This window comes from Ensifer sp. Root423, assembly GCF_001426275.1.
GTDB classification, from domain to species: domain Bacteria; phylum Pseudomonadota; class Alphaproteobacteria; order Rhizobiales; family Rhizobiaceae; genus Ensifer; species Ensifer adhaerens.
This window is the reverse complement of the sequence record NZ_LMEG01000004.1, coordinates 72,064-97,001: the sequence shown is the minus strand read 5'-3', so window position 1 is coordinate 97,001 and position 24,938 is coordinate 72,064. Positions and strand designations below refer to the sequence as shown.

Here is a 24,938-nt window from a genome sequence, read left to right as displayed (position 1 = left end):
CTTGGTGGAACTCGGATGGATCCTGATACCGTGTTACGATCTTCCGCCGCGATCGCTGCGAGATCCTGAACAGGTCCGCAACACCAGTTGCCGAAAGATCGGACGTTCCGGGTTGGTGAACGGCTTCGAGAGCATCGGGTAGAGCAAGCGCGTTCAAGCGCAGCACACACCTCACTGCGATTGCTTTAAGCTAGATCCCGCTCGATTTTTCCACCGCGCTCGAACCCGATTTGGACCATTGCCAGATGGGGAACTTGTGCGTTGACCTCAAGATCCTTGCCAAGGGCGCGGGGTCGGCAAAGACACTACCGCTCGCGTCAGGAAGACAACTTCGGCTCGTATCGGCGGTGCTGACGTCACTCAAGCCGGATGTCGGACGGGGCAATAAGCACGGGTAATGGTTGGCTTGGCGTGGAAGGTTAAATCCGGACAAAGCGGTTTGCCTTGGCTGCCTGATCCATGTCCTTCCGCCGAAAATATATCGCGCGCCCGCAGCGGATTGGGCTATGACCTTGCACGATAATGATCTGCTCGTCTTTGCGCATCGACTGCGTGATCTCGTGCGGCATGATCAGCGGTCGGCGCTGGAGATTGACGCTTTCGGATAGGCGCGATCCTGCGTTTTTTGGGCTCCAGCCAATGACGCGTGAGCCTCTCTTCACCTCGACCGTCATCTCGCCGCATTGGGCCGAGACGCTGCGGGCCGTGTCGAGCGCTTTAATCGCGGCATAGCTGGCAAAGGCGCAGCCGTCGATCCACGACGTCGCGCCATCCCTCCCGAAATGCCGCTCCAGTTGTCCGACCGATTGGTACATAAGCATCATGGAGATTCCGTACTTTCGGCCGCGATCACGCGCCTCTTCCAGCACCCGCATGTAGCCGAGCAGATCGACCTCATCGAGCATGAACAGCGCACGGCGCTTGAAGGTGCCATCGGCCTGCACCATTGCGTTGATCAGCGAGCCGATGATCACGCGGGCGATACCCGGATAGGAGCGCAGGATCGATGCCGGAATATTGATGAACACGTCATTCTTGCCCGCTACGATGTCGCTCGACCTGAACGCGTTCCCGCAGACAAGCGCCGCGTAGCTGTCGAGCGACAGCCATTGCGTGTCCTTAGAGGCCGTGGAATAGACGCCGCTGAAGGTCTGCTCAGTCATGTTGGTAAAGACGCCCAGCGTTTCGCGGATGAAGGCCGATCCCGAATGGTCCTGGATGTCGCGCAGCATGGCGAGCACAGAGGGTTCTGGCTCGGATACGATCTGCCGGAGACTGCGTAAGTTCCGTCGCCCATCATATTCGGGCGACAGCATGACATGGGCGAGCAGACCGGTCAGCAGATTGTGTGCCTGGTTCTGAAAGTAGGAGCCAGTCGAACTTTCAAAGCGCACGCTCTCCGACAAAAGCATGTGAGCAATGCCGACGATGTCCTCTTCCTTGTGCTTCGATTTCTCGATGCCGTCGAGTACGTTGAAGCCCATGATCGGGCTCGTCGGATCGAGCACCATCACCTCGCGGCCGAGCGCGCGGGTTCTATGCTCCACCACCATTGGCGCGACCTCGGTCGATGGATCGAGGCAAATCAGCGGCCCGGTGTAACGCAGCGCCGTGGGCACGACGTTGCTGGTGGTCTTGTATCCACCTGACCCGGCAAAGAAGAGCACGTGCGTTGAATCGAAATCCTGTTTGTAGGTCAGCAATGATGCCTTGCCGCCCTGGCCCCATGTTGCTGGATCGTTCGGATCGAAAGGTAATTGATGAACGACTTCCTTGTCGACCCGGTAACGCTCGCCAACGACGATCTCGCCATCTGGCGGAAACAGCTTTCCCGCCGCGGCCATCGACAGCCAGTTCGCGTCCCCGAAGATCCCGCGCTTGGCTCGCTTCACCGGTTCTGGAACAACCGTGGAGATGCGCGCGCCCACCGCCACCGCCAGGAAGCCGGCCACCAAGCCAATGACGGCGACGATGTCGAGATAGGAGAGTGCCCGGTCCCACGAGACCGCACCGCTCGCCACGTACGGCGCGAGCCGATCGAACTCGCGCAGGACATAGAAGCCGGCCACGAACAGAAAGCAGACAAGGTTCACTATCGCGATCGACCTTCGCCGGTGCAGCGGCAACGCACAAACGGTCAAAAATCCGACGACCGGCCCAAGCAACAACGCGGGCAGGGGCGAGGCTCGTAGGAACCAGTATGATGTTTTTCCAGATAGCTCGCCGGCAAGCTTCGGCCAGTGCCAGCCGACGATGTAGACGGCAAAGGCGGTGACGGCAATTGGCACCAGAACGAGCAGCAGGCTGGGATGCAGTCTTTCCTTTAGTGCCACTTCGCCGCCTCCTCGATGTGAGATGATCCTCTCTCATGCGAAGTCGCCTTGAAAGCTTGCTCACCGATATCGCGCAGCCGCCGATGCTCGTCGGTGCCGGGCACGACGCTTGCCAGTTCCGTTAGGCCGCCAAGCAGAAACGCTCGGTCGGCCCCCGCGAGACCCGCTCTGACGACGATGCCACCGAGCAGGAATTTCTCGCGGGCCTCTCGTTTGCGATCATTCGTCATGAGAAACCTCCGCCGTCGTTCCAGACCCGCCACCTGGCTGTCGACGCGACGAAGCTGTTGCGCCAGCAGTCCCCTTCTTCTCCTCTTTGCGAAATCGCGCGGCAATCTGTTCGAAGACCGCGTCGAGTTCTTCCTCCGTGATCTCCATTTCCGCCAACCCCGTTTTTGTCGCGGCGCGCGCAAACCGCTCGGCGGATTTTATGATTAGCGTTCGTCTGCGCTCGCGCAGCTTCTCGATCTGGGCATCGATATCAGAGAGCGATGATTTTACGGCCATTCCAGCGTCCCTCGTGTCGGAGCAATCTCACGGCGATAGTTATACTATCTATTTCGTGATAGTAAAATAGGATAGGTTGCATCACCCTGAAAAAGCCGCGCAGCCGGAATTTCGGCATCGGCCGTCTTTACGGAAGAGCGGCATCGGCCCTCCGGTCCGATCGGTTTGAGGGCGCAATATACGTCGCTGTCGCGACGTGCTTGAAAGCTTCGGAGACAGTCGTGGCGATCATGTTCGTCAGAGCGCAGGTGATCAGCAGGGCAGCGGGGCGCAGCATCGTCTCGGCCGCCGCCTACCGCCACCGCGCCCGGATGACGGACGAGCAGGCCGGGACGTCCTTCAGCTACCGTGGCGGCGCGTCGGAGCTGGTGCATGAGGAGCTGGCGCTGCCGGACCAGATACCTCTCTGGCTGAAGAGAAAAGTCGACGACAAGACCGTCGCGGAGGCCAGCGAGGTGTTCTGGAATGCGGTAGATGCGTTCGAGACGCGGTTGGACGCGCAGCTTGCGCGGGAGTTGATCATCGCGCTGCCCGAGGAGCTGACGCGGGCGGAGAATATCGCGCTGGTGCGCGAGTTCGTCCGAGACAATTTGACGTCGAAGGGCATGGTCGCTGACTGGGTCTATCACGACAAGGACGGCAATCCGCATATCCACCTGATGACGACGCTCAGGCCTATTACGGAGGAGGGGTTTGGGCCGAAGAAGGTCCCAGTCCTGGGCGATGACGGAGAGCCGTTGCGTGTCGTTACGCCGAACAGGCCGAACGGCAAAATCGTTTACAAGCTCTGGGCCGGCGACAAAGTAACCATGAAGGCATGGAAGGTCGCGTGGGCGGAAACGGTCAACCGCCACCTGGCGCTAGCCGGCCATGAGCTCCGTCTCGACGGCCGCTCCTATGCTGAGCAAGGCCTCAATGGGATCGCGCAGAAACACCTCGGCCCGGAGAAGGCGGCGCTCGCGCGCAAGGGTGTCGAGATGTATTTCGCGCCCGCCGATCTAGCGCGGCGGCAGGCGATGGCCGACCGGCTACTCGCGGATCCTGCGCTTCTCCTCAAGCAGCTCGGCAACGAACGTTCCACCTTTGACGAGCGTGAAATCGCCAAGACGCTGCACCGCTATGTCGATGATCCAGTGGATTTCGCCAATATCCGCGCGCGGCTCATGGCTTCGGACGACCTCGTGCTGCTGAAGGCGCAGCAGATCGACACCCAAACGGGCAAGCTAACAGAGCCGGCGGTGTTCACAACGCGGGGGATCCTGCGCATCGAATATGACATGGCGCAGTCAGCCGAGGTTCTGTCGATGCGAAAGGGCTTCAGCGTCTCCGGTGCCAAGGCCGCCGCCGCCGTCCGAAGCGTCGAAACGGCCGATCCGAAAAAATCCTTCAGGCTCGATGCGGAACAGGTCGATGCGGTACGTCATGTCACGCGCGATAATGCCATTGCGGCGGTCGTGGGGCTTGCCGGCGCCGGTAAGTCGACACTGCTTTCGGCGGCCCGCGTCGCATGGGAATGCGACGGCCGACGGGTGATCGGCGCGGCCCTAGCCGGCAAGGCTGCGGAAGGGCTGGAGGACAGTTCCGGGATCCGGTCGCGCACGCTGGCGTCCTGGGAGCTTGCCTGGGCCGGGGGGCGCGAAACAATGGAGCGCGGCGATGTGCTCGTCATCGATGAGGCCGGCATGGTGTCATCGCAGCAGATGGCGCGTATCCTCAGGGCTGTGGAGGACGCAGGCGCAAAAGCCGTGCTGGTCGGCGACGCGATGCAACTGCAGCCGATCCAGGCGGGTGCGGCGTTCCGGGCAATCACCGAACGGATCGGCTTCGCGGAACTTGCCGGCGTGCGGCGGCAGCGTGATGTCTGGGCGCGCGATGCTTCCCGTCTCCTTGCGCGCGGCAAGGTCGAAGAGGGCCTTGATGCCTACGCGCAGAGGGGCTGCATTGTCGAGACCGAAACCAGGGCCGAGGTCATAGACCGCATCGTTGCCGATTGGGCCGACGCCCGCCGGGACCTGCTTCAGAAATTTGCCGTGGGCCAGCATCCGGGACGTCTTCGCGGCGACGAACTGCTTGTGCTTACTCACACCAACGATGACGTTCGGAAGCTGAACGAGGCCTTGCGCAAGGTCATGATCGACGAGGGCGCGCTTACAGATGCGCGCCAATTCCGGACGGCACGTGGGCTTCGTGAGTTCGGCGCGGGCGACCGGATCATCTTCCTCGAAAACGCCCGCTTCCTTGAACCACGAGCAAAGCGGCTTGCTCCCCAATATGTCAAGAACGGCATGCTTGGCACGGTTGTTTCATCCGGCGACAAACGCGCAGACGCGCTGTTGACGGTACATCTCGACAATGGCCGGGACGTCGTGATCAGTGAGGATAGCTACAGCAATGTCGATCACGGCTACGCCGCGACCATCCACAAATGTCAAGGCTCGACCATCGACCGAACCTTCGTGCTCGCCACCGGGATGATGGACCAGCATCTGACCTATGTGGCGATGACCAGGCATCGTAACCGCGCCGATCTCTACGTGGCGCGCGAGAACTTTGAACCGAAGCCGCAATGGGGGCGTAGCGCACGTGTCGATCATGCAGCCGGCGTCACCGGTGAATTGGTGGAGACCGGGTCGGCCAAGTTCCGGCCGCAAGATGAAAATGCCAAACACAGCCCCTACGCCGATGTGAGGACGGACGACGGTACCATTCATCGACTTTGGGGCGTGAGCCTGCCAAAGGCACTTGAGGAGGGTGGAATCTCGACAGGCGATACTGTGAGGCTCCGCAAGGATGGCGTCGAAACGGTCACGGTAAGGGTGCCCGTCACTGATGAAAAGACCGGCAAGAAGCGTCTCGAGGAACGTCAGGTAGAACGCAACGTTTGGACTGCAACCCAAATCGAAACTGTCGATGCGCGCAAGGCGAGGATCGAACGGGAAAGCCGGCGGCCGCCTGTGTTCAAACAGCTTGTTGAGCGCCTCGGACGATCCGGCGCCAAGACAACGACGCTCGATTTCGAAAGCAAGGAAGGTTATCGGGAGCATGTCCTTGATTTTGCCCAGCGGCGTGGCATCGACACGCTCGCCCGGGCCGCTGCGGAATTGGAGGGGGGCGCGGCGCGGCGGTTGGCGTGGCTTGCGGAGAAGCGGTCGCGGTTGGCGAAGCTCTGGGAGCGAGCGAGCATAGCGCTCGATTTTGCGATCGATCGGGAGCGGAGCGTCTCGTACAGCGAGGAGCGCAGAGTGTCCTTGGTTGCCGGCATCCCGTTGGGCGGAAACTATTTGATTCCACCGGCCACCGAGTTCGCCCACAGCGTTGAAGAGGATGCGCGTCTCGCGCAGCTCGCCTCGCAACCGTGGAAGGAGCGCGAGGAAATACTCCGGCCGGTGCTGCAGAAAATCTATCGCGACCCGAGTGGCGCGCTGTCGGCGCTCAACGCTCTGGTATCAGGCGCAGACGTCGAGCCGCGCAAGATTGCCGAAGATCTTGGCCTCGCACCCGAACGCCTTGGCCGATTGCGTGGCTCTGACCGCATGGTCGATGGCCGCGCCGCTCGAAACGAGCGCAACGAAGCCGTGGCCACATTATCGGAGCTGCTGACTTTGGCGCGCGCGCAAGCAACCGCGTTCCGCAGGCAGGCGGAGCGCTTCGCCAGCCGCGAGCAACAGCGGCGCGTCCATATGGCATTGTCCATTCCCGCGCTTTCGAAAAAGGCGATGGCGCGTCTCGTCGAAGTCGAGGCGGTCCGGGAGCGCGGCGGGGTTGATGCCTACAAGACGGCCTTCGCCTATGCCGCTGAGGACCGTTTGCTGGTGCAGGAGGTAAAGGCGGTCAACGAGGCGGTGACCTCGCGCTTCGGCTGGTCTGCATTCACCGCCAGGACCGATCCGATCGCCGAGCGAAATGTTGAAGAGCGGATGCCGGAAAATCTCGCCCCTGAGCACCGTCAAAAACTGGTGCGCCTGTTCGAGGTGATCAGGCGTTTTAGCGACGAGCAGCATCTCGCAGAAAAGCAGGATCGCTCGAAAATCGTTGCCGGCGCAAGCATCGAGTTCGGAAATGAAGCAGTGCCCGTGTTGCCCATGCTTGCCGCCGTCACTGAGTTCAAGACACCTGTCGCCGATGAAGCGCGGGAAAGAGCGCTTGCCGTTCCCCATTACAATCATCATCGCGCCGCGCTCATGGATGCGGCGACACGCATCTGGCGCGATCCCGCCGGCGCGATCGCCAAGATCGAGGAGCTCGTCGAAAAGGGTTTTTCCGGCGAGCGGATTGCCGCAGCCGTCACCAACGATCCGGCCGCTTATGGCGCACTACGCGGCTCCGGTCGCATAGTGGACAAGTTGCTTGCTGCCGGCCGGGAGCGGAAGGCCGCGGTTCAGGCTGTGTCGGAAGTTGCAAGCTGTGTCCGTTCTCTCGGAGCGTCCTATGCCGCGGCGTTTGAGGCCGAGACCAAGGCGATCGCCGCAGAGCGCCGGCATATGGCGATCGCCATTCCCGGTCTATCGCGGAAGGCCGAGGATACGCTGCGGCAGTTGGTGGCGGAGAAGAAGAAGGAGGGCAAGCTCGAAGCCGCCGTGGGTCTGCTCGATCAGCGCGTCGCCCAAGAATTCATCGCCGTTAGTCGGGCGCTCGACGAGCGCTTCGGTCGCAACGCCGTCCTGCGCGGGGAGGAGGACGTCATCAACCGTGTGTCGCCGGCGCAGCGCAGCGCCTTCGAGGCGATGCGAGATCTGCTGCAGGTCTTGCAGCAGACTGTGCGACTGCAACGCAGCCAGGAGACCGTTTCGGCGCGTCAGCGGCGCGTCATCGAACCCGTCCGCGGTATTATCGCAGAGCATTGAAGAAAGCACAGCGAGAAGGGCAAGGCTGAATAGGAACCCGCTTACGACGTGATCATCCGGACCTAGATTCCCATCGAGAGGTCGTCAGGGCTCAGATCGCCTTGGCCAGCGTTACGGCAACGCTGAAAATATGACCGAGCCCGCCATGCACGGCGTCGGTGGCTTGATCTAAAGCTTGCGGCAGAGGGGGCCGGCGATATTTGGTTCAACTCTCCTAGTGCGCGCCTTCTTTTCGTGCGGCGGCCGCCATCTTGCGATCCTCGCGCACATCGGCGCCATTGTGCACTGGAACACGATCTATCTCGGCCGCACCACCGTCCGAGCACGGGGAGGGATATTCCGAATGTACATGTCTTGCCACTGAGTTGGGAGCATGAAATCTCGCCGGCGGAAGTCACCACAAACGGCTAATATCTGGGAGCGTGTCGAAAACTTCGTCTGCTGAAATCAGTGGATTCCAAGAGCGAGCGTGGTCGCCGCCGGCAATCGGTCGAATGGGTCATGATGCTCCCAGGCGAGGGTTGCCCCTTTCAAACAGACTTCCGGCACCAATGCCGCAACTCTGCCTTGGACAGGCGCATATCGCCCGTTAGTGACCATGCCCAAGTATGGGTATCGAGAAGCACAGCTGTCACACCGCGCCTTCCCAAAGAGCGAGCTCATCTTCACTCATAGGCTTAAAGAAATCCGGTCCCTGCTCTGTGACCTTGCCCTTCAGCAGCCCGACAGTGAACTTGCTTTGTGGAATAGCAACGATCCGAGCGACAGGGGTCTTGCCCTTCGCTATGACAATTTCCTCGCCAGCCTTTGCTGCCTCGATGAGTTTGGACAGATTCGTTTGGGCGTTATGGATTGTAACCTACATGGGAAAATCCCGTTTAGCTAACTTGGCTATACTTACTGCTTTCCCTCTGCGAATCCAGTCTCAACGCGTGGGGGCGCGAGCGAGGGCTACGAATGCAATAGAGCCCGATAACGTGCTCGTTATCTGTCGCAAAGCCCCTTCTCATCAATTGCCGTGTTCGCGTTACATTAGCTTGAGGCACTAATGTCATGATCTTGAGCCATTTCCCGATTTCGACGATGCCGCGGAAACGTCTGATGATGGCGTGGATATCGTCTGCCGTTGGGCAACGAAAATGGGGCTATGCGGAGAAGCGCGTTGCCAGAACCGCGAACCCGGTGCGGAGCGACTCAAAGATCCAGGGGCCACCGTTTCCGAGGCATCCTTACATCACGCCGAATTGCACGCTGCCGGCCGGGTGCCATTGAACGTGCTCACCTGAAAACTTCGCGACGGCGCACAGGCTTCCCAGCAGAAGTGTCCGGATACCATAGAAGGTGATGGTGTCCTGCGCGTCGATCCGGAAATGCAGGCCCTGATCTGTCGGCCTCAAGACAGCGCGTGCGTCACCGAAGTCGAGCAATCGGTCGACGCCCGTAGTGCCGATCGAGCGGCAATAGTCGCCATACCGGGCGCAGACCTTTTGGGTGACCTGGAGTGCGTGTTGGACCGGGACGAACGCCTCGGCGGTATGCTTGTATCGAAACTCCTTGCTGCCAATCCGCGTCATTGGTGCTTCTATTTCTCCCTCGGCGGCTCCGCCGCTGCACATTCGTGGCACAGCATCAATTCCGGTGGTTGCGACATAGTTCGCTCGGCATCGAACAACTCATGCGTGCGATATTCATGCACGCTTTGGTCGAGCGCTCGACTACTAATTCTATTAGTCGCCTGAGCGCCGAAACTCGTGTCCAGTGGTCTGAAGCAGGATTATTCGGAGAATGGAGATGGAGATATTAGCTGTGCCGGCCGCAGCGCGCGGAGAATTTGCTGACTTGATCGATTCGATGCATCGGCTGCGTGCGCGAGTCTTTGGCGACAGGCTGGACTGGGATGTAGACATAAGGGACGATCGTGAGGCCGATGCTTACGATCAATACAATCCGACCTATATCCTGGCTGTTTCTACAACAGGTGCAGTGGCGGGCTGCGCGAGGCTTCTCCCGGCTACCGGACCGACGATGCTCGCCAATACATTTCCGCAGCTCCTCTCATCGCGACGGCTCGACGCTCATGCAGGGATGGTCGAAAGCTCGCGCTTTTGCGTCGACACGGCGCTCGACGAGGGCAGGACGCGGGGAGTTCTCCACAGGACGACGCTTAAGATGTTCGCCGGCATCATCGAGTGGTCGATGGCGAACGGCTATTATGAGATCGTCACAGCAACTGACCTGCGTTTCGAGCGCATTTTGAAACGCGCCGGCTGGCCAATGCAACGCCTTGGTCGGCCGTGTCCCATTGGCAGCACGATGGCCGTAGCTGGAGTTCTTACTGCCGACGCCGCGAGCCTTCATCGGATTCGCGCTGCTGCCTGTCGCCAGGGACACGCCTGCACCACAACTCCGCTGCTTGAGGCGGTCCTCACGAGGGATCCGATCACAACTGACGCTGCGCTAAAGAGGAGAAATCTTTGAATTCCGCGCGACCGCAGATCCTGATCGGTTCGACCGATGCGGATTACTATCTGCTACTCGTCCATATCCTGGAATCCGAGGGGTATCAGGTCATTCTTGGTTCCGGGGTCGAGGAGATCGTCCATTTTGCAGGCGAGTACGATGTCGGAGCCATCCTCCTTGATTGTCGATCGGGAGAAGATTGGGCTCCCGCAGCCTGTGTAAAGCTAAAGCAGGAGCCGCGGACATTCGGGATCACGACGGTCGGATTGATTGGACCTGGTGCGGAAAGTCGGTTTATCGATCTGCTGAAGGCCGGTATAGACGAGAATTTTGTAAGACCGATCGCTCCCTCCAAGCTGCTCGGCTTCCTTCGCGACCGTATCCTCCTTCCACACGCGTCGGGTCCCATGGCGGGCGACGGTCGCATCCTCGCCTATGCAGGAATCGAACTGAATACCAACAGGCACAGCGTCAAGTGTTTCGGCATCAACGTCCACTTGGGACCGATCGAATTCCGGTTGCTTAAGTTCCTGATGGAGAACCGCGAGCAGGCGTGCAGTCGCGTACAACTCATCGAAGCTGGTTGGCCCGAGCGTCGTTTCGTCGACGCCAAGACGGTCAATGTCCATATCGGTCGACTGCGCAAGGCGCTTAGCGCGGCCGATGGCGCAGATCTTATCCGAACGGTTCGATCGTCCGGCTACATGCTCGATGGTTCCAGTCAGGAGCAATCGCAGAACAAGCAGCATCGGCCGAGCGAAGCGACCGGCGGCTAGGACAGCATTCGGGCTGTCGAGAAGGAGCAGCTGTCATGGATCTGGTAATCCGAAATGGAGGTCTCATCACCGGCGACGGCAAGACGTTTCACAAGCGGGCTGCCGTGTATGTCCGGAAGGGAAGGATCGCCGGTATCGAAGTCGCTGAGGCTGCCGCAGGCGCTGAAATCGTGGCGCGAGAAACCATCGATGCAGCTGGCGGCATCGTTATGCCAGGTCTCATCAATGCCCATGCGCATGGATGTATTCGGGGGCCTTCGATGCCGAGTGGCTCGAAGCCATTTGAAGGCGAAGATGTTGCCTATTTCCGAAACCGCCATGTTCTTCAGGGAACAACGACCCTTCTCAACGTCTGCGGTCTGGCCATGGCGGACGAAATAGATGTCGACGAGGCAGAACCTCATGCCATGGATATCCGCATTTCCACGGCTCACACTTCGAAAAGCATCGAGGCGGCACTTGTGGTCGACGGCAAGGGACTTTCAACACGGCACCTGAGCGCGACCATAGATGACCTGTTGGCCTCCGGCGCAGTCGCGCTTGGCGAGGCAGGTGGCGGGCAGACATTGGGTGGTGGCGCGCAAGAATACAGGTTCATCCCGCAAGCGTTCCTGCACGAGTTCGGGGTCGAGGTGACGCCCGCTGCCGCGCGGCGCTTGAAGAACGCCGTCCTTGGCCGCTATCTTGATCCGGTAGACGGCCTATCGAATTCGAAACTGACCGACGAGTTGGAGCATTGCGGTCTTTCCGGGGTCACCGAAGCAGATCGCGTTCGCGACATCATTACGCAATCGGTGATGCCTTCGGTTGCCCTTGCGCTGGCCGGATTCGATGAAATCGCCCGCGAAGCCGAGCGGGTCGGATATCCCGCGATCTTCCACAACGCGGCACCATCTGCAAAGCGTCTGATGGCCGCGGTCGAGAAATATCCCAAGGCACGTCTCGTCGCCGGTCATAGCAATCACCCGAGCTTTCTCCCGGACGAGGCAGTCTCGTTTGCCCAGAATCTGAGAAGAAAAGGGGCCATCATCGATGTTTCGACATTGGATTGTATCGGGACACGCTGGCGCAACGATCCCTCCAACCTCGACGCGCTGATCGATGCGGGCTGTGTCGACACCATTTCGACCGATTTTGCCGGCGGGCATTGGGATGGAATTCTTGAAGCGATCCAGCGTATGATCAAGAAGAAGCAATTGTCTGTGGCGGAGGCCGTTGCCCTTGCGACCGGGAATGTCGCGCGCGTCTTCATACAAATGGCCGGCGACCGCGGGCTGATTGAAAAAGGCAAGCGTGCAGACCTGATCGTTGTCGACCACGTTAATCTGAGCCGCGTCAGGCATGTCGTGATCGCAGGCCGTATAGTTGTCAGGAATGGCCGGCTTACTTGACGTTTCAGCCGGAGCTTGGCTATCGCGCCGACGCCGACAATGCTTAGCCGCGGCCGTAATTGCGAGATATCGTCGACGGATACGACTACCACAGCCAACAATGGTCGAGGTTTCAGTCGATCAGTCGCATGCTCAGGCGTTGGAGGAGGGGAACAGCATCTCCTTTTTTCAGTGCCTCAAAAGCCTGGAGGACGGTATTTTGTGCCTTGGGAGAAAACTTGCCCCGCGTCGCTACCGAGAACTTGTCGATGAGATCGTCCCAGGTTAAGGGGCGCGCCTTGTCGCCGCGGGGCGAGGTCACCTCGGAGGTAATCACTCTGCCATCGGTCATTTGCAGGCATACCTGCGAAAGGGTCTCAGTTGGAAAACGGGCATCGATCTCAGGATTGACCGAGAGACGAACCTTGCGGGCGAATTCGAGGAGGTCCGGCCTGCCCAACTGAGCATTACCGACCGGGGCCAGCGCCGCAGGTCCATCCACAACAGCAATCGCCATGCAATAGGGCAGGCTGTATTGGATCTCCGTCAATGTACTGGGAGACAGGGCGTTTGAAAGTCGGAGAGCCCATTGAAAGGTCTGAACTTCAATAGATGCGATTTGTTCGGTCCTGATGTCCGCGACTTCCGGGAGCGCCGCAAAGGCATCAAGAGCGGGATGGATGTAGCGGCAGCAGGAATAGGGTTTGAAATAGACCCTCGAGATCTCAACTGGATGACCCAAGTCGGCGATGATGCTCGGCCGGTCGAAGTGCGACGCATGATCGAGCAAATCCTGCGGCCCGGTAAATCCCCGCTCCGCGAGGCGCAATGCGCTCAGGCCCGTCACGACACTCCAGGGAATACCCTCCTTGACGTCGTTCCCGGTGAGGTTGGCATAGCCGGAGCTGCCGTTCGCCTCCTGGTTTGGTGCGAGCACTCCGGCCACAGCGAGCGCGTGCGCGAGCGCCGGGGGATCGGTTCTGTAGAGGCGGCCTGCGGTGGCCGCAGCAGCATAGCCGGTCCAACGTCCCGATTGTCGGCTTTTGATTGCTTGCTGGTTCTGCGCCACGGCAATGCGAATTCCGATCTCGTATCCTAGAGCGATTGCGGTCAGGAGGTCATCGGCGGATGAACCAATCGCAGATGCCACGGAGAGTGCTACGGGTATCACAGCCGCGCCGGGATGACCGCGCGCGGCGCGATGGCCGTCGTCGAAATCGAGTGCGGAGGCTGACGCGGCGTTACAGACTGCCGCAGCAGTGACCCCGAGACATTCACCCGTAAACCAGACTGAAGCCCGGCCGCTTCCAAAATCTTGCCGGGCGACCGCGCGCATTGCGCGGGCACTCGGAACATCGCAGCCGACGACGCAAGCGGTGACTGCATCCACAATACAGCAGGCGGCACCTAGCCTCAGTTCGGGCGGCAGAGCATCGGAAGGATAATTCGCCAGATAATCTGCAAGGATCTCGGTGACATACATCAGCCTTCTCCGTAAAGCTTCGGCTGCCTGGCGTCAGTTCCTGCTAGATGAGTGGACGGATGACCCCGCGCCCCCCTCTGGCGAGAACCAGGTTTCGTAAACATGAGCGGCGACGTAAAGGTCCAGCATAGGCAGGCCAACGCATGTGATGAGGATCGGGAATTCCGATCCGCCGCCCGCGTCACAGAAATCCTTTAAGTTCATGACACCGAGCGCTGGGCCAAGCTGCTCCAATGTCGATCCCTTGCGTGAGAAATAGAGCGCCAGGCTTTGCGAGTTTCGCCGCGACACCATCGAAACGTCATCACAGAGCGCCAGTCCGGACCGAAGAACGTTTTGGATATGGCCGGACGGCGTCTCGTCTCCCCCAAGATGCAGGACAACGGCATTTGGGCAAATTTCCGCGCTCTCAAACACCGGTGCGCTGGCATTGGAAGCGGTGATGACGAACCGGCAATCACGCAGCCTCTTATTATCCGCGACAGCCTCAAGCCGAATTCGAGGTGACTGTCTGTGCCTTTTAACGAGTTGGCGCGCGGAAGCACCTGAGCGGCTGCGCACGAATATCTTCGAGACGATGCCGGCTCCGAAATGATCGAGCACTCTGATGATCTGCTCGGCAATGGGGCCTGCTCCAAAGAGGAAAACAGAGAGTTCTTCTGATTTGGGGAAGAAAAGTTCAAGCGCCATTGAGGCATAGGTTGCCGTTCTTGCAGCAGAGATATCGGTTCCGTCCATCACGCAAAGCGGGCGCAGCGTGAAGCTGTCTAGCAGCAGGATCGTCGACGTCGAACGCGGCTGACCCAGTCGACGGTTTATCGCATTGGCACCGACCACCTTCACGGCCGCATATCTGGCCCCGACGCTGGAAAGCGCAGAGAGCTTCCAGCCCAATCGCTCGCCTTGCAACGTATCGCGGTAAGCTTCAAACTGGGGTTGGTTCCATAAGGCGGCTTCGGGAAAGGACAAAACAGATTTCAGGCCATGGGCTTGGCCCAAGCGGATGTCGGACCAAGCTGCCCTGGCGGCATCGTGGAGCGCGGAGGCCTCGAGACGGACGCCGAGGCGCTTCATTTCCGCAAGTGAAATGTATCTGGGTGTGCTCTCCATCACCGTTCTCCGTGGAATTGCCGACGTCATGCGACCGGGAGCAATTTCGCATCTGGAACGGAGGGATTAAAGGAAAGGTTCGGATACATTTTTGTCGTCTTTAAATGAACGACTTCCGCCGCTGAGGCGCTACTGAGTAGCAACTTAGGCTCAAAGAAGATAAGCCGATGAGTGTGAAATCGTCGATCTCGTTGACCGAGCAGCAGGATTCGTTTGCCCGTTCCATTTCGGGATCCGGTTTCTACGGCGGGACAAGGCGGCTATTTGGTTTCTACCGGTGGACATAGCCGCGGAATCGTTGTCGCGGCAATTTTCTACGGCGCGCAGGACCACATCAGAAAATATGCTCGCACGTATGCTGGCGGGGTAAGATTCTTACAGCCCCGAGGCCCTCGTCAGATTGACCCTAAATCAGTCGCGTCGGCGGTGGTAGCTGCGGTTCTGCACGTGGGGCTCGTCGACTTCGGCTGAGGAGGGCAAGCCGGCGCGCAGCGAATGACTAGAGAATTTGGCTGCCCGCATTCTTCGCTGATGTCGCTATGCAGGCCAGGGGGAAGGACCGTGGGGACTCCCGTCCCCAAGGCGTTGATTTGCGGTTGCAGGCTTAGCTTGCGAACAAAATGTGTCATGTCGGTATATGCCGGTATCAGCTGACCAATACGCGAAGGAGCGTCCGGAGCGATCCCGCCTTATCCAGCGCGTACACCTTATCAATGGCTTCGCAAGCACCGCTGTCTCCCACGACCGGGCTCGCAAGTCGCAAGAACTTACCCTCGAGAGCTGATTTCGGCATGGGGTTACTTGCCTCTCCCTCCGCAACGTCCACGTGCCTTTCGAAGATTTGTCCGTCGCGCAACTGTAACCAAGCGCTTGCGGCGTGAGCGCCTCGAGGCGAGGCGTGGCTGGTATGTGGCCTGAGCTCGATACTGTCTTGAAACCGCCCGGCGATCTCGTCATGAAGCCAATCATCCACGAACCAGTCGGGACCGGGCTCGACGCCGAATACGGCCATGGCTATGGCGTGCGGTGCGCTGAACTGTGCTGCCCACATGTCCCGTGGACGCACTTTGCAAAATGGCGGTTCGCACACGATCGGAGGCGCGGTCACGATCAGCTTGGCATGCAAGCCGTCGGCAGGATCAATGCCGGCCATACGGATGACGTCGCGGCTGGCCTGGGCACTGCTTAGGATGAGTCGGCAGCAACTGAATGGCTTGAAGCCAACCCGAAGAATTTCGTAGGCGTCCCCCAAACCTTTGGTCAGTTTATCGAAACGGCACTCGTCGGCGCCCGCCATCCGCCAGAAACCTGTCTCACCCTCGAAGACATCCAAAGGCCCCTCGTAGCCGGCAGCGGCAAGGCGTGCGGCCAAGACTCCCATTTGCGCGGCCATGCCGAAGTTGTTCTTCGCCATCGAAGGCGCGTCTCCGTAGACGGTCTTCATGACGGACGCTACTGGCGCATTCGCAGCAGCGATCGCGATGGCATGCGCCGCTCGTCCGGCGTCGAGACGCATGAGTCTCGCGGCCGCGGCTGCTGCACCGAATATCTGCCAAGTCCCATGGCCGTGAATCGCCTTTCTGGGCTGGACGTGAGCCAGTGAGATGCCAACGCGGCAACTCACCTCATAGCCGATGATCACGGCCGCGAGGAATTCTGTGCCTGAAGACTTCGTGTGCTCAGCGACCGATAAGGCTGCCGCAATCACCGTGGCTCCGGGATGGCCCTTCTCGTAGATGTCGTCGAAGTCGAGCGCATTGATCAAAGTGGCCTTGACGAAGGCGGCCGCCGCCGGTTCGGCACAGCCACTGACAGGTCCGCCGGAGGAGGGTGCGACCTGGCTGTCCCCCCGTAGGTTTCTCAGCATTCCAGCCGTGGGCAGCTGGCGCCCACCGAACAAGCAGCCAAGGGAGTCCAGAAGGCAAAGCTTGCTCCTGTCGAAAACGTCGCTCGGAACACGAGCGAGTGCTTCCTCGGCGATGTAGCTGCCGAACGTTTGCGTGATGAAAGCGGTCATATCTGTGTCCGATTACCCGACGATGGCGATTGGCGGTCCATTTTCAGGTGCGCGTTGTCTACGTGCTACTAGAAGAAATTGGTGCCCCGAAGGTCTGCGCAGAGGAGCTGCAGGAGGAATTGCAACGATCACTGCGCCTGCAACCTCGGTCGACGCGTGCCTGATCGACAAACGAAACCTTGTGTGACGCGGCGGGAATGAGCTTGCGGACTACCCCCACACGGTCGAGATCGAGGTGTGCGGAAACCACACCGACCTGATCGACGGCGCGGGCTACAACCTGTCCCCAGGGGTCGCAGACGAGAGAGTTGCCGTAGGTGAAACGGCGATCTCCGTCCGCTGCAGTGTAGCCTCCCCACTGACCACAGGCGACGAAATAGACTTGGTGCTCGATCGCGCGTGCACGGCAGAGCACTTCCCAGTGGTCCTTTCCCGTCTGTAACGTGAAGGCCGCGGGCAGAATGACCACATCGACGCCGGCGTCTGCAAGCGCATCAAAGAGCCGGGGGAAGCGAAGGTCGTAGCAAATCGCACAGCCGATCCTGAAACCGCCGGATTCGTAGACGAACAGGCTTTCTCCGGGCGCAACGGTGGCGGATTCTCGATACATCTTGCCATCTGGCGCCTCGATGTCGAACAGGTGAACTTTGCGGTAGCGGCCGACCTCGTTACCTTCTGGGTTAAAGACGACCGTTGTGTTGTAGATCTTCGAACTCCCATCGACCCTTTCGAGCAAGCTGCCGCCGTGGATCCAGACCTTTTGCCGGGCGGCGAACGTCTGCAACATGCGATAGGCGTCGCCGCCCGGCATATGATCAGCCGCCGCCAGTTTCTCCGCCACCGTGCCGCCGGACCAGTCGAAATGTTCCGGGAGAACGATGAGATCTGGTGTATCGCGTGTGATTGCCTGCAGCATCAGGCTCTCGGCCGCGCGTAAATTGCTGTCGCGGTCGGGTTGGGAGTTCATCTGGACGAGGGAAATCTTCATTATACGATCCGATCCAGTTCGAAGATGGAATGGCCGGCCTCAAGGTAGGGCCGGAGCTTAAGGGAACGCTGTTGGCGCTCGAGGGCGACGTCCGCGATGCAGCGCATATCGGACGGATCGGCAACGAAGACACCCTCCGTATCTGCTAAGACCGCATAGCCGGGCAGCACGGCCGCCCCGCCGCATGCGATCGGGACGTTGATCGCGCCACCAATCTGGTGCCGGCGGCTGGTCGTCTTGGACGAGACTCCGCGACACCACACCGGGAAGCGGCTGGCGCGGATCTCCTCGATGTCGGTGCAAGGACCATCGACGATAATGGCGACAGCGCCACGCGCTCGGGCAGCAGCAACGACACCGCCGCCGACGCAGGCGACGTCGTCCCGGTCGACCCGGGAGATGACGAGAACATCTCCCGGGCGGAGCAGATCGATTGCCGTGTAGATGACGGCTCCATCACGGCCGGGCGCGGCGACCGTGACTGCCGTTCCAATTGCCTTGACCGGAAAGACCGGCGCAATTCCTGCCCCAACAAATCCAAGATATTCGAAGTGGCCGATGGTTGCGGTTTCGACTCCCTCAAGCAGGGTTCGCAATGCGTCCGGAATCGCTTGCAGCTGTTTTTCGATCTTGTAAGGCTGGGACATCGATGAACTCCGATCTGCCCTGTGGTTCACAAATCAGACCGGGCGCTCGCCGGATGTCGTCGTCCGATGCATAATCCGGATCGTGTTCGGGTCGAATGAATCGCGCCGGTGCATCGTGCAACGGTTGTCCCACATCACTATGTCGCCCACGCTCCATTTCTGGACGAAGACTTCCGGCGTGTTGGTGGTGTGCTCCCAAAGCCTTGAGATCAGGTCGTTGCTTTCATCGAGCGGCAAGCCGACGATCCACGCCCCTTCCGACGTCCCGCCAAGATAAAGCGCTTTGCGGCCCGTCTCGCCGTGGCTCCTGACCAGCGGATGAACGACGCCGCTCCACTCGCGAAAATCCGCGCTCGTCGGTTCGCCTTTCCCGAGGCGCAATTTTCCCGTTTTGTCGTAGACGTTCTGGAAGAAGATCTGCCGCCCCTCAACAGCACTGCGTAGCTCCTCGGGGAGCGTTTCAAAAGCCTGGTAGGTCGACAGGAAATACGTGTCTCCGCCGGAAGCGGGAACCTCGATCGCCCTGAGGATGGCGCCGGCGGGCGGGCGTTCGTAGAACCATGTGTCCGTGTGCCACGTCGCCTCGCTGTTGCCGAGCGCGCCGCCCGGCTTGCCGTCCTTCATCACATTGCTGATCACCAGGATTTCGCGATGGATCGGGTGTCCGCCTTCCTGCAATTGCTTGGGATGGATGACGAAATCTCCGAAGTGACGGGAGAAGTCGACCTGCTGCTGGTCTGTGATATCGGTCGCCCGAAAGCGAATGACGCCGTATTGCAGCCAGTAGGATCGAACTGCCGCAATGTCCGCGTCGTTGTAGTCGGAGAAATCGAACCCGACGATATCTGCGCAGACGTTGCTGTCATTCTGGATTGCCGAAACTCTAGTTTTCATGTGTGTCTTCGCCTCTGTGTGGGAAGATCCCGGGCTCGGGATCACATAGAGCTTAGCGGAGTGATAAGTCGGAATTCCAATATCAATTCGTTTGCATTAATATTGGAATACAATGAATGTCACTATTGCTGCAGCAGTTGGACAGCGGAATGGGCGATTGCGAGATCTACGCGGCAGCCGGGCGAGAGCTTCTCGAGGCGGGTCGAGCGGATCATGGACTTCAAGGTGATCCCGCCATCGACGAGCATCCAGGCCTCGAGATAGGCGCCCAGATTGACGACCTTTTGGACGGTTCCGGTCAGGCGGTTTGCCGGTTCGTCGAGGGCCCCTGCCGCATCTGCGAGCCTAACGGCCTCCGGTCTGATACAGCAGAAGCGCACATCGTCAGGATCAACGTCCTCTGCCGGCTCGGCGGTGAGCACCGCCTTTCCCGCGCCGAGGGAAACCTTCAGCTTCCGATCGGCCCCGGTCTCTGCGGATGCCGGGAGGATATTGGACTTGCCTATGAAATCTGCCACGAAGGAGGTTCTCGGGCGGCCGTAGATATCCGCGGGCGCTCCTTCCTGCGCGACCACTCCGCCATGCATGACTATGATCCGATCGGACATGGCCATCGCCTCTTCCTGGTCGTGTGTGACATAGATGAAGGTCATGCCGAGATCTTCCTGGATCTCTTTCAGCTCGACGCGCATCGCTTCCCGGAGTTTAAGGTCAAGGTTTGAGAGCGGCTCATCGAGAAGCAGCACCGACGGCGAGGGCGCAATCGCCCGGGCGACTGCGACCCGTTGCTGTTGCCCCCCTGAAAGTTCCTTCGGATAGCGATCCTCAAAGCCCTCAAGATGGACACTTTTCAAGGCTCGTGAGACACCGTCGGCGATTTGCTCGCGGGGCCGGCCCTGCATCCTTAGGCCAAAGCCGACATTCTGGGCGACCGTCATATGCGGGAAGAGTGCGTAGTTCTGGAAGACCAGTCCGATTTTCCGGGCTTCCGGCGGGACGCCTTGCTGATCGCGGCCGCGAATTCGGATTTGTCCGCTCGAGGGCGCTTCAAATCCGGCGATCATATTGAGGGTCGTCGTCTTACCACATCCGGACGGACCAAGAATGCTGACGAATTTTCCCTTAGGGATGGCAAGGCTGATATCGTCGACGATGCGGTTTGCACCGAACTGCTTGCTGACGGAAAGGAGTTCAATATCGATGGTGGTCATTTGCTACCCCCGTGGAATTGGGCGGAGAAGCCGCCGATCTTTTCGAAAAGGATGATTACGCCAAGGATGAAGAGGAGTGATGCGACATTCACGGCCGCAAGCACCGGATCCAGGCTGTATTCGAGATGATTGATGACGGTAATCGGAAGTGTCGTCTGACCGGGTCTGACCAGGAAGACGGAGAGCGGGATGTTGTTGAAGGAAATGATGAAGGCGAAGGTCATCCCCGAAAAGAGGCCGGAGCGGATCAGCGGTAACAGCACGTATCGGATCCTCTGCGTGACGCTAGCGCCCAATACGCGTGCCGCGCGGTCCAGCCGCTTGTCGAAACCAAACATCGCGGTGGCCGCCATGCGCACGACGTAGGGCAACGTCAGAATGACGTGAGCCATGACAAGGCCGGGTGTCCCTAGCAGGTCGTAAAGTCCAACCGAGGACAGGAACAGGACGACGGCCACGCCCTTGACGATTTGCGGGACCGACATGGGTGACAAGAGGAACGCCATGATGGCGGTATGCCCCGGACATTTTGCGTAGGCGACGCTGTAAGCTCCAAGGACGCCGAGCAGTCCGCTAGCGAGCGATACGATGACGGCAAGTTCGACGCTGAGTAGAAACGGATCGAGCCAGCGGCTAGTCCATAGTGCCGCGTACCATTGAAAGGTCCATTCGCTTGGGATGAACGTCACAGCCGAAGTTGGACTGAAAGAGGCCGCAACGACGACCACCAGCGGAAGAGTGATAAAGGCAAGGATGGCGACAAGCGCCATCCTGAACAGATATGTGAGCAGTCGGTTCATCGGAGCCTCCCGAAATTAAAGGTGAAGTTTTTGGTGGAGGCGCGACTCCAGCTTGGATCCGACGAAGCCGGCGGCCAGCATCAGGATGAGAAGAACGTTCGCCATGACCGCCGCGAAGGGCCAATCGAGATAGAACAGCACCTGCTCGTAGACCATTGTGGCCATGACTTTGAAACCAGCGCCGCCAAGGAGGGCCGGGGTCGCATAGGCGCTTGCGGCCATGGTGAAGCCAATCAAGAAGGAGCTTACGATTCCTGGCACGGAGAGCGGCAGGATGATGTGCCGGATTACAGCAAGACGTGACGCGCCAAGAATTTGCGCAGATTTTTCCAGACTGGTGTTGATACCCTGGAGGCTCGTCAGAAGCGACAGCACGCCAAATGGCAGGATGACGTGAGTAAGCCCAACCACGACGCCGAGAAGGTTTTTCGACAAAGGCAAGGGTTCCGTGATCAATCCGGTCCACATCAGCGCGGAATTGATAAACCCGCGATCTTCAAGAATGATGAGCCAGCCATAGGTGCGAAGCACGACCCCCGCCAATTCGGGCGCAATGGCAAGCGCGAAGATGACCGTTCGCCAGCGCGACGTGGCGCGAGCCAGATAGTAGGCGAGGGGATAGGCTAAGACGGTCACGCAGAGCGCAACGAGGCTGGACATCACGACGGTGCGGGCCAGGCCAGCAAGGACAAGGTCGTTGCTGAAGAAGCGGCTGTAGCTCGCAAGTGTCGGGCCGCCCTCCGTTTGACTTTGAAAGCTGATCCCGATCATCATGCCCATCGGTATCGCGAAGAAGAGCACCAGGACGAGCGACGGCGCGACCATCGGCAGAAGTCCCTTGGCAGGGGCTCCGGCGGGCGGGGGCTTTGTCGGAGTGGAGCAAACAATGACGGCCATGATCTACCTCACTTGGCCGCCGCGACGACATCACGTTCCCATCGTTCGCCCCAGGCGGAGAGCCGTGTTGCGACCGCCGCGAGATCGGGCAACAGAAGGGCCTTGAGATCGGCTTCGGTGGTGATCTGCTTGGCGCGGATATCGGCGGGCACCTCGATGTCGATTCTGCCGCTGCCGACCTTGTAGCCGGTGACCCATGCCTCCTGGCTGGTCTTTTCGAGAAAGAAGTTCACGAACTTGAGAGCTGCGTCTCGGTTCGCCGCGTGCTTCGGGACGTTCAGGGTTGCGACCAAGGGGATAGAGCCTTCCTTCGGCAGAACATAGTCGACCGGCAAACCGCTATCGACGAGCAGCTGCGCGCGCCCGTTCCAGAATGGCATCGCCCAGACGTCGCCCCCTTTGAGGTACGTTTCCATGACTGAGGATGACTGCTCAAAGCCGATCGACTGTCCGGCGAGCTTGGCCATGGCGGCAAAGCCGGGATCGACGTTCTCGAGCAGATCTCCACCATGGGCGACCGAGAAGATCTCCATCAGGTAGGCGGCCATCACGTTTTGGAATGTCGGCAGAATGATTTTGCCCTTGAGGCCATCATCCAAGAGCGCGTTCCAGGAATTTGGACGCTCTGCCAGCTTGTCCGTCCGATAAAGAAGCGAGAGATACTGTACTTCGTGAACCGCGCCGCAGGGGCCAGCAACGCCGGCAATCACCGACGACAGACGCTCAAGATTAGGAACCTCCTCTGGTGAAAATTCCTCAAGCAGGCCCTCCTTGCATCCTTCGAGCGATTGGGAAGCGGTCATTACGACGACGTCGAAGCCAGGGCGGCCATTGGTGGCCTTGATCTTGGCGTAATCCTGGGAGGCGGAACCGACGGCGTCGTAGATTACCTTTATCCCGAACCTGGCCTCGAAAGGCTCAATGATCCGCTCCCGAATGATGGTTTCGTACGGCCCGCCATAGCTGTTGACGATGAGCGTTTCGGCGTGGCCGTTCGCAGCCAAAACCATTGATACGATCGCGGGCGCGCACAGCGCAGTGTACCTCATGACGATCCCCTTTGTTGGTGTTGTCGGTACGGTGACATTGCGCCAGCCAGTCTTGCGATCTCCAATATTGATTTCCCGGTATTGATACGGAAATCATATCAATCGTGTTGCATTCGCTGAGCTGGCGGACGGCGTGAAGCGGATTCGGTCTTGAGGGCCTCAAGCTCTATGAATCCGCGCTTGGGTTTATACGCGCTGCCACAGGCAGCCGCTCTGTCACCCCGGCTGGCAGATTTCGTTGATTAGGCGTGGATTGGCTTTCAGGGATTTGAAGATATGAAGCCAGAACCGGTAATGGCTTTCGCGATTGAGATCCCTGGCCTCGAATGCGCGCTTGGCCGCAGCGGTCACGGCGTCGCAGCCGTAAAACTCCATCGCAAGTTCCACAGCCGCCGCCACCGCGACGTCATTTTGCGCACCCGCCTCGTTTGACGGTTCCAGTACATTCTTCAAAGGCTTCGACATGGCGACTCTCCTGTGAGAGTCCGGCGAGGAAATGTGGCCGGACGGTCTCACAGCGAAGATCGCGTCGTCCGGAAGCACACGGTGCCGCTCATATCGAACAGGTTGAATCTTAGCTTACTTCCCGCCCTGGGAGAAGTCCAAAACTCTGCGCTGAAATCTTTGGTCGAGCTTCTTTGAAGTTTTCGGGCTGACGCCCGAGATGATCTGGCTCCTGTGCAAGCTGTTAAGCGGCACCGGCATTGCGGATGCTGGAGCCTTGCCTAACTTGATCATCTCTCAGTTGGAGGCACCCCTAAGTTGCTTTGAGGTCGCGTCCAGCCAGTTTTCAACCCGAAGGTTGGGAATGCGCGTGAACTCACGGGCATTGGCTGTGACGAGGACTGCTCCTGCGGCACAGGCATGAGCAGCGATCAATAGGTCATTTGGGCCGATTGGTTTGCCTGCAGCTTCCAACTCAGTGCGGATGTTGCCGTACTTGGCATCGGCGGGCACGTCGAGCGCGAGCACCAGAATGCTTTCTAGAAGGGCTTCGATTTGGGCCAGCAGCTTCGGGGAACCCTTCTTGGCGCATCCATAACGCAATTCTGCCGCCGTTATGATGCTGACGCAGATTGCCTCCGACCCGACCGCCGCAATACGTTCAGCGACCTGCCCTCTCGGGTTCCGAGCCAACTCGGACACGATATTTGTGTCCAGCATGAAAAGGTTGCTCACAGGTCGATTTCCTTGGCGGGCAACAAAGTCTCGTCAATATCCGGGAACTGATCTTCAGGCCCAAGAGGATCTAGACCTGCCAAGACTTCCAGCAGGTTCTTGCGACGCAGCGGCTCTATTATAAGCCGATCCCCGTCGCGATGGATCATCACTCGATCGCCAGGAAGCTCAAAGTCAGCCGGGATGCGAACAGCCTGGCTCTTGTTATTCCGGAAGAGCTTAGCTTCCCTCGCAGGAGGTTCGTTGTGTCTAATCTGCGGCATAAAACTCTCCATTGCATATACATTTGCATATACACGCTGACAAGTGAGATTTCAAGTGAGAGCTTGACTTGCTCGGTGAAAGGAACGTTTCCTGCAAACAGGATCGAGGC

At 59.4% G+C, this 24,938-nt stretch carries 22 protein-coding genes and 3 pseudogenes; 6 read left to right on the top strand and 19 right to left on the bottom strand.

Going from position 1 to position 24,938, the window contains the following annotated elements:
* Nucleotides 1–419: 419 nt before the first annotated feature.
* The 3 genes from traG to ASD01_RS07190 are packed head-to-tail and all read right to left on the bottom strand — an operon-like array spanning nt 420 to nt 2,840.
* Nucleotides 420–2,333, bottom strand: a complete 1,914-nt coding sequence (gene traG / locus ASD01_RS07200) for a Ti-type conjugative transfer system protein TraG (RefSeq protein WP_060643759.1) — start codon at nt 2,331–2,333, stop codon at nt 420–422.
* Nucleotides 2,324–2,563, bottom strand: a complete 240-nt coding sequence (locus ASD01_RS07195) for a conjugal transfer protein TraD (RefSeq protein ID WP_060643758.1) — start codon at nt 2,561–2,563, stop codon at nt 2,324–2,326. The genes traG and ASD01_RS07195 overlap by 10 nt, the downstream gene beginning before the upstream one ends.
* Nucleotides 2,553–2,840 carry a TraC family protein gene (locus tag ASD01_RS07190; protein WP_060643757.1) on the bottom strand — a complete coding sequence of 96 codons (288 nt, stop codon included), beginning with the start codon at nt 2,838–2,840 and terminating at the stop codon, nt 2,553–2,555. Before ASD01_RS07190 ends, ASD01_RS07195 begins: the two co-directional genes overlap by 11 nt.
* Nucleotides 2,841–3,061: 221 nt before the next feature.
* On the opposite strand from ASD01_RS07190, the gene traA reads away from it, so the two are divergent.
* On the top strand, nt 3,062–7,684 hold the full coding sequence (gene traA, locus ASD01_RS07185) for a Ti-type conjugative transfer relaxase TraA (RefSeq protein ID WP_060643803.1): 4,623 nt from the start codon (nt 3,062–3,064) through the stop codon (nt 7,682–7,684).
* Between the two features lie 631 nt (nt 7,685–8,315).
* Here the strand turns inward: traA and ASD01_RS34485 are convergent.
* A complete protein-coding gene (locus ASD01_RS34485) occupies nt 8,316–8,537 on the bottom strand; it encodes a type II toxin-antitoxin system Phd/YefM family antitoxin (RefSeq protein ID WP_244495209.1) in 222 nt (73 codons plus the stop codon).
* Between the two features lie 376 nt (nt 8,538–8,913).
* A complete protein-coding gene (gene rctB, locus ASD01_RS07175; protein WP_156623626.1) occupies nt 8,914–9,258 on the bottom strand; it encodes an SMa0974 family conjugal transfer regulator in 345 nt (114 codons plus the stop codon).
* A 217-nt stretch (nt 9,259–9,475) separates the two neighbouring features.
* Here rctB and traI point away from each other — a divergent pair, with 217 nt between their 5' ends.
* The 3 genes from traI to ASD01_RS07160 are packed head-to-tail and all read left to right on the top strand — an operon-like array spanning nt 9,476 to nt 12,311.
* Nucleotides 9,476–10,162: an acyl-homoserine-lactone synthase gene (gene traI / locus ASD01_RS07170; protein WP_082584594.1), complete on the top strand. Its 687-nt coding sequence runs from the start codon at nt 9,476–9,478 to the stop codon at nt 10,160–10,162.
* Nucleotides 10,159–10,920: a winged helix-turn-helix transcriptional regulator gene (locus tag ASD01_RS07165; RefSeq protein ID WP_063979498.1), complete on the top strand. Its 762-nt coding sequence runs from the start codon at nt 10,159–10,161 to the stop codon at nt 10,918–10,920. The genes traI and ASD01_RS07165 overlap by 4 nt, the downstream gene beginning before the upstream one ends.
* Nucleotides 10,921–10,955: 35 nt before the next feature.
* Entirely contained in the window at nt 10,956–12,311 is a 1,356-nt protein-coding gene (locus tag ASD01_RS07160) for an amidohydrolase family protein (RefSeq protein ID WP_060643755.1), read from the top strand.
* 112 nt (nt 12,312–12,423) lie between these two features.
* Here ASD01_RS07160 and ASD01_RS07155 read toward each other — a convergent pair whose 3' ends face one another.
* Together ASD01_RS07155 and ASD01_RS07150 are read right to left on the bottom strand one after the other, a co-directional pair.
* The gene (locus ASD01_RS07155; RefSeq protein ID WP_060643754.1) at nt 12,424–13,773 is read right to left on the bottom strand and encodes an MmgE/PrpD family protein; all 1,350 of its coding nucleotides are present in this window, start codon (nt 13,771–13,773) and stop codon (nt 12,424–12,426) included.
* 33 nt (nt 13,774–13,806) lie between these two features.
* Nucleotides 13,807–14,883, bottom strand: coding sequence for an ornithine cyclodeaminase (locus tag ASD01_RS07150; protein ID WP_162250950.1), 1,077 nt, complete (start codon nt 14,881–14,883; stop codon nt 13,807–13,809).
* Nucleotides 14,884–15,050: 167 nt separating this feature from the next.
* On the opposite strand from ASD01_RS07150, the pseudogene ASD01_RS36555 reads away from it, so the two are divergent.
* Both ASD01_RS36555 and ASD01_RS36550 read left to right on the top strand, forming a co-directional pair.
* A pseudogene (locus ASD01_RS36555) lies at nt 15,051–15,128 on the top strand (type II toxin-antitoxin system ParD family antitoxin); the annotation flags it as partial.
* Nucleotides 15,107–15,253 (top strand): annotated as a pseudogene (locus tag ASD01_RS36550) (type II toxin-antitoxin system RelE/ParE family toxin); the annotation flags it as partial. The pseudogenes ASD01_RS36555 and ASD01_RS36550, both read left to right, overlap by 22 nt.
* Before the next feature lie 41 nt (nt 15,254–15,294).
* Here the strand turns inward: ASD01_RS36550 and ASD01_RS36545 are convergent.
* The 12 genes and pseudogenes from ASD01_RS36545 to ASD01_RS07095 form a co-directional block, all read right to left on the bottom strand.
* Nucleotides 15,295–15,440: pseudogene (locus ASD01_RS36545) on the bottom strand (integrase); the annotation flags it as partial.
* An 89-nt stretch (nt 15,441–15,529) separates the two neighbouring features.
* Nucleotides 15,530–16,900 (bottom strand): MmgE/PrpD family protein, encoded by a 1,371-nt coding sequence (locus ASD01_RS07145; RefSeq protein ID WP_060643752.1) that lies wholly within the window; start codon nt 16,898–16,900, stop codon nt 15,530–15,532.
* A 58-nt stretch (nt 16,901–16,958) separates the two neighbouring features.
* Entirely contained in the window at nt 16,959–17,888 is a 930-nt protein-coding gene (locus ASD01_RS07140) for a carbon-nitrogen hydrolase family protein (RefSeq protein ID WP_082584583.1), read from the bottom strand.
* Nucleotides 17,888–18,535, bottom strand: coding sequence for an RraA family protein (locus ASD01_RS07135; protein WP_060643751.1), 648 nt, complete (start codon nt 18,533–18,535; stop codon nt 17,888–17,890). The genes ASD01_RS07140 and ASD01_RS07135 overlap by 1 nt, the downstream gene beginning before the upstream one ends.
* Before the next feature lie 33 nt (nt 18,536–18,568).
* Complete coding sequence (locus tag ASD01_RS07130; RefSeq protein WP_060643750.1) at nt 18,569–19,429, bottom strand: TauD/TfdA dioxygenase family protein; 861 nt, start codon at nt 19,427–19,429, stop codon at nt 18,569–18,571.
* A gap of 122 nt (nt 19,430–19,551) precedes the next feature.
* On the bottom strand, nt 19,552–20,640 hold the full coding sequence (locus tag ASD01_RS07125) for an ABC transporter ATP-binding protein (protein ID WP_060643749.1): 1,089 nt from the start codon (nt 20,638–20,640) through the stop codon (nt 19,552–19,554).
* Nucleotides 20,637–21,440: an ABC transporter permease gene (locus ASD01_RS07120; protein WP_060643748.1), complete on the bottom strand. Its 804-nt coding sequence runs from the start codon at nt 21,438–21,440 to the stop codon at nt 20,637–20,639. Before ASD01_RS07120 ends, ASD01_RS07125 begins: the two co-directional genes overlap by 4 nt.
* 15 nt (nt 21,441–21,455) lie before the next feature.
* Nucleotides 21,456–22,265, bottom strand: a complete 810-nt coding sequence (locus ASD01_RS07115) for an ABC transporter permease (protein ID WP_060643747.1) — start codon at nt 22,263–22,265, stop codon at nt 21,456–21,458.
* An 80-nt stretch (nt 22,266–22,345) separates the two neighbouring features.
* Complete coding sequence (locus ASD01_RS07110) at nt 22,346–23,386, bottom strand: ABC transporter substrate-binding protein (RefSeq protein ID WP_060643746.1); 1,041 nt, start codon at nt 23,384–23,386, stop codon at nt 22,346–22,348.
* Nucleotides 23,387–23,602: 216 nt separating this feature from the next.
* The gene (locus ASD01_RS07105) at nt 23,603–23,851 is read right to left on the bottom strand and encodes a hypothetical protein (protein WP_060643745.1); all 249 of its coding nucleotides are present in this window, start codon (nt 23,849–23,851) and stop codon (nt 23,603–23,605) included.
* A gap of 276 nt (nt 23,852–24,127) precedes the next feature.
* Complete coding sequence (locus ASD01_RS07100) at nt 24,128–24,565, bottom strand: type II toxin-antitoxin system VapC family toxin (protein ID WP_034800191.1); 438 nt, start codon at nt 24,563–24,565, stop codon at nt 24,128–24,130.
* Nucleotides 24,562–24,828 carry an AbrB/MazE/SpoVT family DNA-binding domain-containing protein gene (locus tag ASD01_RS07095; protein ID WP_034800189.1) on the bottom strand — a complete coding sequence of 89 codons (267 nt, stop codon included), beginning with the start codon at nt 24,826–24,828 and terminating at the stop codon, nt 24,562–24,564. Before ASD01_RS07095 ends, ASD01_RS07100 begins: the two co-directional genes overlap by 4 nt.
* Nucleotides 24,829–24,938: the final 110 nt, after the last annotated feature.

What these genes read in the sequence shown, in the direction of transcription:
- ASD01_RS07195 (WP_060643758.1), bottom strand. Translation starts at nt 2,563, where the DNA reads ATGACGAATGATCGCAAACGAGAGGCCCGCGAGAAATTCCTGCTCGGT.
- ASD01_RS07190 (WP_060643757.1), bottom strand. Translation starts at nt 2,840, where the DNA reads ATGGCCGTAAAATCATCGCTCTCTGATATCGATGCCCAGATCGAGAAG.
- rctB (WP_156623626.1), bottom strand. Translation starts at nt 9,258, where the DNA reads ATGACGCGGATTGGCAGCAAGGAGTTTCGATACAAGCATACCGCCGAG.
- traI (WP_082584594.1), top strand. Translation starts at nt 9,476, where the DNA reads ATGGAGATATTAGCTGTGCCGGCCGCAGCGCGCGGAGAATTTGCTGAC.
- ASD01_RS07160 (WP_060643755.1), top strand. Translation starts at nt 10,956, where the DNA reads ATGGATCTGGTAATCCGAAATGGAGGTCTCATCACCGGCGACGGCAAG.
- ASD01_RS07155 (WP_060643754.1), bottom strand. Translation starts at nt 13,773, where the DNA reads ATGTATGTCACCGAGATCCTTGCAGATTATCTGGCGAATTATCCTTCC.
- ASD01_RS07150 (WP_162250950.1), bottom strand. Translation starts at nt 14,883, where the DNA reads ATGGAGAGCACACCCAGATACATTTCACTTGCGGAAATGAAGCGCCTC.
- ASD01_RS07145 (WP_060643752.1), bottom strand. Translation starts at nt 16,900, where the DNA reads ATGACCGCTTTCATCACGCAAACGTTCGGCAGCTACATCGCCGAGGAA.
- ASD01_RS07140 (WP_082584583.1), bottom strand. Translation starts at nt 17,888, where the DNA reads ATGAAGATTTCCCTCGTCCAGATGAACTCCCAACCCGACCGCGACAGC.
- ASD01_RS07135 (WP_060643751.1), bottom strand. Translation starts at nt 18,535, where the DNA reads ATGTCCCAGCCTTACAAGATCGAAAAACAGCTGCAAGCGATTCCGGAC.
- ASD01_RS07130 (WP_060643750.1), bottom strand. Translation starts at nt 19,429, where the DNA reads ATGAAAACTAGAGTTTCGGCAATCCAGAATGACAGCAACGTCTGCGCA.
- ASD01_RS07125 (WP_060643749.1), bottom strand. Translation starts at nt 20,640, where the DNA reads ATGACCACCATCGATATTGAACTCCTTTCCGTCAGCAAGCAGTTCGGT.
- ASD01_RS07120 (WP_060643748.1), bottom strand. Translation starts at nt 21,440, where the DNA reads ATGAACCGACTGCTCACATATCTGTTCAGGATGGCGCTTGTCGCCATC.
- ASD01_RS07115 (WP_060643747.1), bottom strand. Translation starts at nt 22,265, where the DNA reads ATGGTCGCGCCGTCGCTCGTCCTGGTGCTCTTCTTCGCGATACCGATG.
- ASD01_RS07110 (WP_060643746.1), bottom strand. Translation starts at nt 23,386, where the DNA reads ATGAGGTACACTGCGCTGTGCGCGCCCGCGATCGTATCAATGGTTTTG.
- ASD01_RS07105 (WP_060643745.1), bottom strand. Translation starts at nt 23,851, where the DNA reads ATGTCGAAGCCTTTGAAGAATGTACTGGAACCGTCAAACGAGGCGGGT.
- ASD01_RS07095 (WP_034800189.1), bottom strand. Translation starts at nt 24,828, where the DNA reads ATGCCGCAGATTAGACACAACGAACCTCCTGCGAGGGAAGCTAAGCTC.